Genomic DNA, 1,234 nt, shown 5'->3' with positions numbered 1-1,234 from the left:
CAGCGATTTTGGACGAGATCCCGCAAAACCACTTCGCCAGCTTAGTTGAGTTGGGCAAAAACGCAGATCTTGCGATAGTTGTCGGTGGTGATGGCAACATGCTGGGCGCAGCGAGAATTTTATCGCGTTTTGACGTGCCTGTGATTGGCGTAAACCGTGGCAATCTAGGCTTTTTAACTGATTTAAACCCAGACGATTTCCAAGCGGCACTCAAAGCCGTACTTGCGGGAGAGTACATTGAAGAAGAGCGTTTCTTACTTGAGGCAGAAGTGCATCGTCATGGTCAAATAAAAAGTCATAACGCCGCTTTAAACGAAGCCGTGCTCCATCCTGGGCAAATCGCACATATGATTGAGTTTGAGGTGTACATTGATGAAAGCTTTGCCTTCTCTTTACGCGCCGATGGGTTGATTGTCTCCACACCAACAGGCTCGACAGCATACTCACTTTCTGGTGGTGGCCCTATTCTGTCACCAAGCCTGAATGCCATTTCACTGGTGCCTATGTTCCCTCATACCTTATCTAGCCGACCGTTGGTGGTTGATGGCAAACGCAGAATCAAACTGATTGTGTCACCAGAAAATCGCGGTACACAAGAAGTAAGTTGTGATGGACAAGTGTCGCTGCCAGTTTCTCCCGGCGATGAGATCCACATTTATCAAAGCCCAAATGTACTCAAACTCATCCATCCGAAAGACTACAGCTACTATCACGTATTACGGAACAAACTCGGTTGGTCTAGTAAGTTATTCTAGCTTTCATGAACACGAATTTAAGCCAGTTGCTGATTGCTGCTGGCTTTTTTCTTTTTTGGGATAACACGTAAAGACTTACTAATAAGGCGACGCGATATATCCTGCCGTTAAAACGAAATTTATAAACTTTGATCCTGTGTGCAAAGTTTAACTTATTCCAGAAAAGCAAATTGAATGGAGTATGTCGGGTGATATTCTCACCATGAATAGAGTATTAACTCTATTTCATAAAATCAATAAAGGACATACTATGAAAAAAACTATCATTCTGTCTGTTCTCAGTACATTAGCACTGATTGGCTGCCAATCTGAAGATACTAAAGTGACAAACGTATCTAATGCGCGTGCGGACGACATTACACAAACCAAACGGGAACTTGCTCAACAACTGAGCGAAAACTATACGGCAATTGAGCCAATGTTGAGAAGAGATATTACTGCTCAACAAACCAATGTTCCTGTCTCCTCTTTCATTGAGC

At 43.4% G+C, this 1,234-nt stretch carries 1 protein-coding gene and 1 pseudogene; both read left to right on the top strand.

Translation table 11 applies throughout. From position 1 onward, the window contains the following. The coding region (nadK, locus tag R7Q11_RS24835) for an NAD(+) kinase (RefSeq protein ID WP_225466838.1) at window positions 1-755 on the top strand (755 nt) is incomplete at its 5' end. 250 nt (window positions 756-1,005) lie between these two features. Then, a pseudogene (locus R7Q11_RS24830) lies at window positions 1,006-1,234 on the top strand (DUF3103 domain-containing protein); the annotation flags it as partial.

The organism is Vibrio sp. 970, assembly GCF_033339075.1.
The sequence above is the reverse complement of the archived record's forward strand: the minus strand, read 5'-3'. Positions and strand labels throughout refer to the sequence as shown.